Source organism: Anaeroplasma bactoclasticum, from assembly GCF_003550015.1.
GTDB classification, from domain to species: Bacteria; Bacillota_I; Bacilli_A; order Acholeplasmatales; family Anaeroplasmataceae; genus Anaeroplasma; species Anaeroplasma bactoclasticum.
In genome coordinates, this window is record NZ_QXEV01000022.1 from 20,682 (window position 1) to 29,282 (window position 8,601).

The 8,601-nt window shown below is 32.7% G+C and carries 5 protein-coding genes and 1 other annotated feature; all 5 genes read left to right on the top strand.

The window, feature by feature from the left end; all coding sequences use genetic code 11:
* Positions 1–51: 51 nt before the first annotated feature.
* The 5 genes from EI71_RS07765 (at position 52) to EI71_RS07785 (ending at position 8,276) form a co-directional block, all read left to right on the top strand.
* Entirely contained in the window at positions 52–1,236 is a 1,185-nt protein-coding gene (locus EI71_RS07765; protein ID WP_211321079.1) for an ATP-binding protein, read from the top strand.
* A 145-nt stretch (positions 1,237–1,381) separates the two neighbouring features.
* Positions 1,382–1,614, top strand: a binding site (T-box leader).
* Between the two features lie 38 nt (positions 1,615–1,652).
* Entirely contained in the window at positions 1,653–3,230 is a 1,578-nt protein-coding gene (gene asnB / locus EI71_RS07770; protein WP_119016688.1) for an asparagine synthase B, read from the top strand.
* 155 nt (positions 3,231–3,385) lie between these two features.
* A complete protein-coding gene (gene typA, locus EI71_RS07775) occupies positions 3,386–5,218 on the top strand; it encodes a translational GTPase TypA (RefSeq protein ID WP_119016689.1) in 1,833 nt (610 codons plus the stop codon).
* A 180-nt stretch (positions 5,219–5,398) separates the two neighbouring features.
* Positions 5,399–6,751: a Trk system potassium transporter TrkA gene (trkA, locus tag EI71_RS07780; RefSeq protein WP_162849879.1), complete on the top strand. Its 1,353-nt coding sequence runs from the start codon at positions 5,399–5,401 to the stop codon at positions 6,749–6,751.
* Between the two features lies 1 nt (position 6,752).
* Positions 6,753–8,276 carry a TrkH family potassium uptake protein gene (locus EI71_RS07785; RefSeq protein WP_162849880.1) on the top strand — a complete coding sequence of 508 codons (1,524 nt, stop codon included), beginning with the start codon at positions 6,753–6,755 and terminating at the stop codon, positions 8,274–8,276.
* Positions 8,277–8,601: the final 325 nt, after the last annotated feature.

Below are 8,601 nucleotides of genomic sequence, written 5' to 3' on the forward strand. Positions count from 1 at the left end.
TAATTTAATTATAAATCAAGCGAAAAGAGGTGAAATTTTATGTTTTGCGTTATGAACGAAATAAAAAAGGGTTATATTTTAGATTCCATTTTAGAAGCAAAAGATGATCCTGTCTTAGCTAAAAAGGCCTTAGGAAACCTTGTTTCCTTCTCCATAGAGCATGGAATAAATGGCAATCTTTATAAGAAATACATATTATATACATTAATCTATAATGATAATTCCTATACTAGAAGTATTGAAATGAATCAAAAAACTATTGGGCAATCCAATATTATTTTAATGGATTACCAAGAATATTTTGAATTATATAATAAAGAATTTGAATTCCTAAATGAAGCGAAATATTTTCAATTTAAAAGAGAAGAGGATAACTATTTAGCATCCTTATTAGATTCTTTATATAATGAAATCGAAAAAATGAATAATTACCATAATTTTGTTAGGGTAATTGAAAGCTTTTATAAAACAAAGGGCTTAGCCGATATGGCTATTTATAAAGCATTCCGAGTAGATAATGGAATATTAAAGCCAATTAAGAATGTTTTAAATGTCACATTTAATGATTTAATCGGTTATGATATGCAAAAGAGTTTACTTTGTGAAAACACCGAATTCTTCTTAAATGGTAAGCCTTATAATAATGTATTATTATATGGTGATGCAGGCACTGGTAAGTCTACATCTGTAAAAGCTTTAATCAATAAATATTTTGATAAGGGATTAAGAATTATAGAAGTATATAAGCATCAAATGGCTGAAATATCTAAAATTATTAACAAATTAAAATCTAGACCATATCATTATGTCATTTATATGGATGATTTATCCTTCGAAGAAAATGAAATTGAGTATAAATATTTAAAGAGTATCATTGAAGGTGGAATAGAACCAAAACCTGAAAATGTTGTAATCTATGCTACATCAAATCGTCGTCATTTAATAAAAGAAACTATAAGTGATAATGGTGGCGTATTTGATGATTTGCATAGAAATGAAACACAAGCAGAAAAACTATCCTTATCCTATCGCTTTGGCTTACAGATTTATTATAGCTCCTTATCTATAGATGAGTTTAGATCTATGGTAAAGGAAATGGCTATAAAGAATAATATTATAATGGATGAAGAAAAGCTTATTATTGAGGCATCAAAATGGCAAATGAGAAATGGAACCTTGTCTGGAAGATGTGCAGAGCAGTTTATTAAATATCTATCGAATAAAATTCAAAATTAAAATAAGAATTGAGCCGAATTCTAACAAAATTCGGCTTTTTAAATTTAATTCATTGATTTTACATAAAAAATGATTATTATCGAATAATATTTCAAAAAAATGAAAATTATTGTTGACAATTTTAAAAAAGGTCCTATAATTAAAGCATAAAACGAAGACGAAGAAAAGTACTATAATGTAAGATCAATAAGCGAGCTATGGATGGTGAAAGATAGCGGTATGAATTATAGGAAGAACACTTCTGAGTTGCATCCTGAAATATAAGTAGGGAGAGCCGGGCAGCCCGTTATAGCTTATATCTTTGATAGAAGATGAAAAAGTGACTGGGAAACCAGTAAATTAGGTGGCACCGCGGATTTACAGCTATTCGTCCTAAAAATATTTAGGAAAATAGCTGTTTTTTTATTGGAGGAAATATGTGTTCAATTTTAGGCTTAGAAGAAAAAGAAAGTGACCTAAGGAAGTTAGCCACCCTATTTGCAAGAAGTGATTCAAGAGGTCCAGATGGAACGAGATTTTATGAAGGAGACCATGCTTTATTAGGCTTTAAAAGATTAGCTATCATGGGACTTACTATTGAGGGTATGCAGCCATTTTATCATGAGGATAATGTCATTGTATGTAATGGTGAGATTTATGCATTCCGTAAATTAAAAAAGGAACTTATTTCTAAAGGATATACTTTTAAAAGCGATTCCGATTGTGAAATATTATTACCGCTTTATAAAGAATATGGCTTAGACATGTTCGATTTATTAGATGCAGAATTTGCAATGATTATTTATGATAAAAAAGAAGGAATCATTGCAGCAAGAGACCCAATTGGTATAAGACCACTGTATTATGGTATTTCAAAAGAAACTGGAAAATATGTATTTGCATCAGAACCAAAAATAATTGTTGAAATCGTAAAGCATGTATATCCATTTCCACCAGGACATTATTTTAAAGACGGACATTTTATTCGTTATGCGGATTTAACAGATGTAAAACCTATCCATAAGGATATGGATGATATATTATTTAATATTCATGATAAGCTTGAAAAGGGCGTATTAAAAAGACTAGATTCTGATGCAAAGGTTGGTTTTTTGCTATCTGGCGGATTAGATTCAAGCTTAGTTTGTTCTATTGCTCAAAAGCATTCTAAAGAGCCAATAGAAACATTTGCTATAGGCATGAAAAAGGATGCGATTGATTTAAAATATGCAAAGGAAGTCGCAGAATATTTACATACAAACCATCATGAAATTATTATTACAAAAGAGGATGTTTTATCTTCTTTAGAAGAGGTTATTTCTATTTTGGGAACTTATGATATTACAACAATTCGTGCATCTATGGGTATGTATTTGATTTGTAAGGCAATTCATAAGGATACGGATATAAGAGTATTATTAACTGGTGAAATTTCGGATGAATTATTTGGATATAAATATACAGATTTTGCACCTAGTGCAGAAGAATTCCAAAAGGAAGCTAAGAAAAGAATTGATGAAATTCATATGTATGATGTGCTTCGTGCAGACCGCTGTATTTCATCTAATTCTTTAGAGGCTAGAGTTCCATTTGGCGATTTGGATTTTGTAAAATATGTAATGGAAATTGATCCTGCTTTAAAGATGAATACTTATGGAAAGGGTAAATTTTTATTACGTAAGGCCTTTGAAGGAGATTATTTACCACAGGATATTTTATATCGTGAGAAGGCAGCATTCTCCGATGCGGTAGGTCATTCTATGGTGGATGATTTAAAGGAATATGCAGAATCCTTATATACAGATTTAGAATTTGAAGAATTGTCTAAAAAATATACTTTTGCAAGACCATTTACTAAAGAATCTTTATTATATAGAGAAATATTCGAAAAGTATTATAAAGGCCAAGCAGATATGGTTAAAGATTTCTGGATGCCAAATAAGGAATGGAAAGGCTGCGATGTTAAAGATCCTTCTGCAAGAGTACTATCGAACTATGGCTTAAGTGGAAAATAGAAAAAACAGATGCTAGTTTTTTGGAATAATCCAATTGCTAGCATCTTTCTCTTTAAAGAAATCGGTTTACATAGTAAAATAATGGTGGAAACTCGTTTTGATTTAATATATAATTAAACAGGTTTAAATTTTTATTTAAAAAAAGGGTGAAAAATATGGAAATCAGAAACGTTGCAATCATAGCTCACGTTGACCATGGTAAAACAACAATGGTTGATAAGCTTTTATCAAGTTCTCATACATTTAGAGAAAACCAGCAGGTAGAGGAGTGCGTAATGGATAATAACGCACTAGAAAGAGAAAGAGGTATTACTATTCTTTCTAAGACTACTGCGATTAAATGGAAAGATACAAAGATTAATATTTTGGATACACCAGGCCATGCCGATTTCTCAGGTGAAGTAGAAAGAATCATGAAAATGGTTGATGGTGTTGTATTAATCGTTGATGCCTATGAAGGTACAATGCCACAAACAAGATTTGTATTAAAGAAGGCATTTGAAGCACATTTAAAGCCAATTGTTGTTATCAATAAGGTTGATAAGCCATCCGCAAGACCACTTGAGGTTGTCGATGAGGTATTAGAATTATTTATCGATTTAGGCTGTGATGAGGACGAACTAGATTTCCCAGTTTGTTATGCATCTGCAGTAAACAATACTTCATCCTTAGATCCTGATATTTCAACTCAGGCTCCATCTATGGCTCCGCTTTTAGATATGATTTTAAAATATATTCCTGCTCCATCCATGGATAGTGAGGCACCACTTCAGCTACAGCCTGCATTATTAGATTATACCGATTATACAGGTAGAATTGGTATTGGTCGTATTGTACGTGGTAAGATTAAGTCTGGTGAGACTGTATCTTGTTGTAGACTTGATGGTTCTATTAAGCAGTTCCGTGTTCAAAAATTATATACATATTATGGACTTGATCGTATTGAAATTGAAGAAGGCGATGCTGGTGATATTGTTGCCTTCGCAGGTTTACCTGATGTATCTGTTGGTGAAACAATTTGTACAGCAGGTAAGGAAGAAGCTCTTGAGCCTATTCATATTTCAGAGCCAACAGTACAAATGACATTTGGTACAAACACATCTCCATTCTGTGGTAAGGATGGTAAGATGGTTACTGCATCTAAAATTGAAGATAGATTATTCCGTGAGGTTCAAAAGGATGTATCCTTAAGAGTTGAAAGAATTGGTAATTCTGAGGAATGGATTGTATCTGGTAGAGGAGAGCTTCATTTAGGTATTTTAATTGAAACAATGAGAAGAGAAGGATATGAGTTCCAGGTTTCTCGTCCAAGAGTAATTATGAAGGAAATCGATGGTGTTGTTTGTGAACCATACGAATACTGTGTAATTGATACTCCAAGTGATACTGCAGGTTCTATTATCGAAATGATGGGTAACCGTCATGGTATTATGGAAACAATGACAAATACAGAAACTCAAACAAGATTAATTTATAACATTCCATCTCGTGGATTAATTGGATTTAATACAGATTTTATGACACTTACAAAGGGATATGGTATTATTAACCATTCCTTCAGTGAATATAGACCTATGGAAGCTGTATCTGTTGCAGAAAGAAGCGTTGGTGTATTAGTTTCTATGGCACAGGGTCAGTCTACAGCATATTCTATTGGTGCACTTGAGGATAGAGGCTCTATGTTTATTGCCCCAGGTGAAGAAATCTATGAGGGTATGATTGTAGGTGTTGCAAATAAGGATTTAGATTTAGCTGTTAACGTTGTTAAAGCTAAGCAGCAAACAAATACACGTTCTTCAAATAAGGACACTACAGTTGTATTAAAGAGACCTATCGTAATGGCATTAGAGCAGTGTCTAGAATTTATAAATGAAGATGAATTAGTAGAAATTACTCCTAAGCATATCCGTCTAAGAAAGAAAATTTTGGATACTGTTGAACGTAAAAAGTTTGATGCAAAGAGAAGAAGCGAAAAAGAAGATCAATAATGAAATGAATGGCACAAAATGGTGCCATTCTTTTTTGCCCGAATTTTAGAAATGTGTCTTTTAATGGACGAATAAAATACAATTTGTATCATTTTTATAAATGTAAAAAAAGGTTTTTGTTTCCATAGAGATTACATTTTAAAAGTGATATAATAGAATTACTTAAAGCTGGTGATTTTTGTGAAAATAGTTATTGTTGGTGCTGGAAAGATTGGTTCAGCAATTGTAAAAAATGCAAGTATGGAAAACCATGAGGTTATCGTTATTGATGATAATCCAGAGGTTATTGAAAGAATTGTTAATCAATTTGATGTTTTAGGTATTTGTGGTAATGGTGTTTCTTATGAAATGCAAAAAGCCTCAGGTACAGCAACAGCGGATTTATTTATTGCTGTAACAACTTCAGATGAAGCAAACATGCTTGCATGCTTAATTGCGAAAAAGCTTGGAGCTAAAAACACGATTGCAAGAGTTCGTGATTACGAATATACAAAACAAATTGAATTAATGACAGATGCACTTGGAATTACCAGAACTATTAATCCTGAGCATGAAGCATCTAAAGAAATAATGAGAATTATTAATTTCCCAGAAGCAATTAAGGTGGATTCTTTTGCCCACGGTAGCGCCGATTTAACTGAATTATATATTCAAGAGGATTCCGAGCTTGTTGGACAATCCTTAATGAATATTACATCTAAGCTTGGAGTACCTATATTGGTATGTGCAGTTCAAAGAGGAAATGAAGTTATTATTCCAACAGGTAAATTTGTATTTGAGGCTAAGGATAAAATTCATGTAATATCCTCCCAAGAAGCATCAAGAATACTTGTAAACAAGCTTGGCTTATCTAAATCAAAGCTTAAGGATATTATGATTATTGGTGCTGGTAAGATTACAACATATTTAGCCGATTCTTTAATTAAGAATAACTTTAATGTCAAGATTATTGAAATTGATCCGAAAAAAGCTAAAGAGCTTGCTGAATTATTACCAAAGGCTACAGTGATTGTTGGTGATGGATCCGATCAAAATCTTTTAAGAGAAGAAGGAATGAAGGATTCCGATGCAGTAATCTGCTTAACTGGTATTGATGAGGAGAATATTATTATTTCTCTTTATGCAAATAAATTATTTGTAAAAAAGATTATTACAAAGGTAAATCGTGCATCCTTTGCAGGACTTTTAGAGTCTATTGAGATGGGCTCTGTAATTTCTCCTCAGGATTTGGCAGCAAATCAAATCATATCTTATATTCGTGGTTCATCAAATACTAGAGGAAGTAATATATTAACTTTATATAAGCTTGTAGATAATCAAGTTGAGGTTATTGAATTTTTAGCATCCGATTCCTCCAAGGTATTAAATGTTCCACTTAAGGATTTAGAATTAAAAAAGAATATCTTAATTGGTGGAATCATTCGTAATCATAAAGTTATCATTCCATCGGGTATGTCCTTTATAGAGAAAGGAGATTCCGTCATTGTCGTTTCAAAGGAAGCTTTAAATGACTTAGATGAGATATTGATGTAATATGAATTATAGGTTTATTCGTAATTTGATTGGCAAAATGCTGATTTTAGTCAGTATTTTAATGATTGTACCTTTAGTTACTTCTTTTATTTATGTAGAAGATATTAAGAATATAATCGCTTATATAATTCCAATGGTATCTTTAGCTGGTATTGGTGCAATGATGGCTTATATAAAGCCAGCAAAGGAAACACACCTAGGTGCTAGAGAAGGCTTTGTAATTGTAGCATTATCCTGGTTATTGATTTCCTTATTTGGGTGTCTTCCATTCTTAATCTCTGGTTATGTTAAAGATTTTTTTACAGCATTTTTTGAAATTGCATCAGGCTTTACAACTACTGGTGCAAGTGCTTTAACTACAGAAGAAATGAATACTATGATGGATATGGGTGGAAGAAGCTTAATGATGTGGAGAAGTTTCTCTCACTGGATTGGTGGAATGGGAATTTTAGTATTTGTTTTAGCTGTAATTCCTGAATCAAAGGAAGGCTCCTCTGTACATATTTTACGTGCGGAATCCCCAGGCCCTCAGGTTGGTAAAATTGTTTCTAAAATGCGTGCCTCTAGCCGTATTTTATATTTGATATATATTGGAATGACTATAATAGAAATCATTTCCTTAAATATATGTCATATATGGGATGATAATATGACCTTCTTTGATTCCTTAATTATGTCTTTTGGTACTGCAGGCACAGGAGGCTTTGCCTCAACCGCAGAATCTTGTGCCCTATATGCACCTTGTAGCCAATATGTGATAGCTACATTTATGATATTATTTGGTGTTAATTTCACCATTTATTATTGGTTATTCATTAAGAATTTTAAAGATATATTCCATAATGAAGAAATCAGATGGTATCTTATTATGGTAATTTTATCTGTATTAATTATTACACTTCAAATTTATAAGCTATATTCTTCTTTAGAAGAAGGCTTCCGCCATTCATATTTCCAGGTTGCATCTATTATTTCCACAACAGGATTTTCAACAACAGATTATTGGAGTGGTGCTCAAGGAAGATGGCCAGCTCTATCCTTATGTATATTATTATTTTTGATGTTTTGTGGTTCCTGTGCAGGTTCAACTGCAGGTGGAATGAAGCAGTCTAGAATTATTATTTTGACAAAGCATACAGGCTCTAAAATCAAGCAAATGATTTCCCCTAGAAAGGTGGAAGTTATTCGTATGGATGGCAAGCCTATAGAGGATAATGTAATTCAATCTACAGTTGCATTCTTTATTGTGTATATCGTAGTATTATTTGCGAGTGCCTTATTAATTTCTATATGGAATCCTGCAATGCCACAAGAAGACCAAGAGCCACTTACAATGATTACAGCATCCTTAGCTTGTATATCAAATATAGGACCAGGCTTAGGTGCAGTTGGTCCTGCAGGTGGTTATGCAAATTTCTCTTGGCTATCTAAATTAATATTATCCTTTGAGATGATTGCAGGTAGATTAGAATTATTCCCAATTTTAATATTATTCCATCCAAGAACATGGAAGAAGAGAATATAAAAAAATGCCAAATTATTTGGCATTTTTTTCCTCTTGTATGACGGGCATGTTATAAATCTAGGGTGAAAGTCCCAAGAGGCGTAGTTGCCGACGAACTTGATAGCGACTTGCAAAGCGTAAACCAGTGATGGAGCGTGAAAAGAAGTAATAGCGAAATAGTGGCCCAACGAACAGAAACTTGATAATGAGGCCCATTAGGCGGATAAGTTGGCAAGACACAACAAAGTCCAAAAGGCAATCGTAACCCTAATCGGTAAATCAAGTGGGTAAACTAGGAAAGATTTATGGCTTATCCCGTGAGGCCTTGTGAACAAGTGAAGCCTAG

Coding starts and splice junctions, on each gene's coding strand:
- typA (WP_119016689.1), top strand. CDS start 3,386: ATGGAAATCAGAAACGTTGCAATCATAGCTCACGTTGACCATGGTAAA.
- EI71_RS07765 (WP_211321079.1), top strand. CDS start 52: ATGAACGAAATAAAAAAGGGTTATATTTTAGATTCCATTTTAGAAGCA.
- asnB (WP_119016688.1), top strand. CDS start 1,653: ATGTGTTCAATTTTAGGCTTAGAAGAAAAAGAAAGTGACCTAAGGAAG.
- EI71_RS07785 (WP_162849880.1), top strand. CDS start 6,753: ATGAATTATAGGTTTATTCGTAATTTGATTGGCAAAATGCTGATTTTA.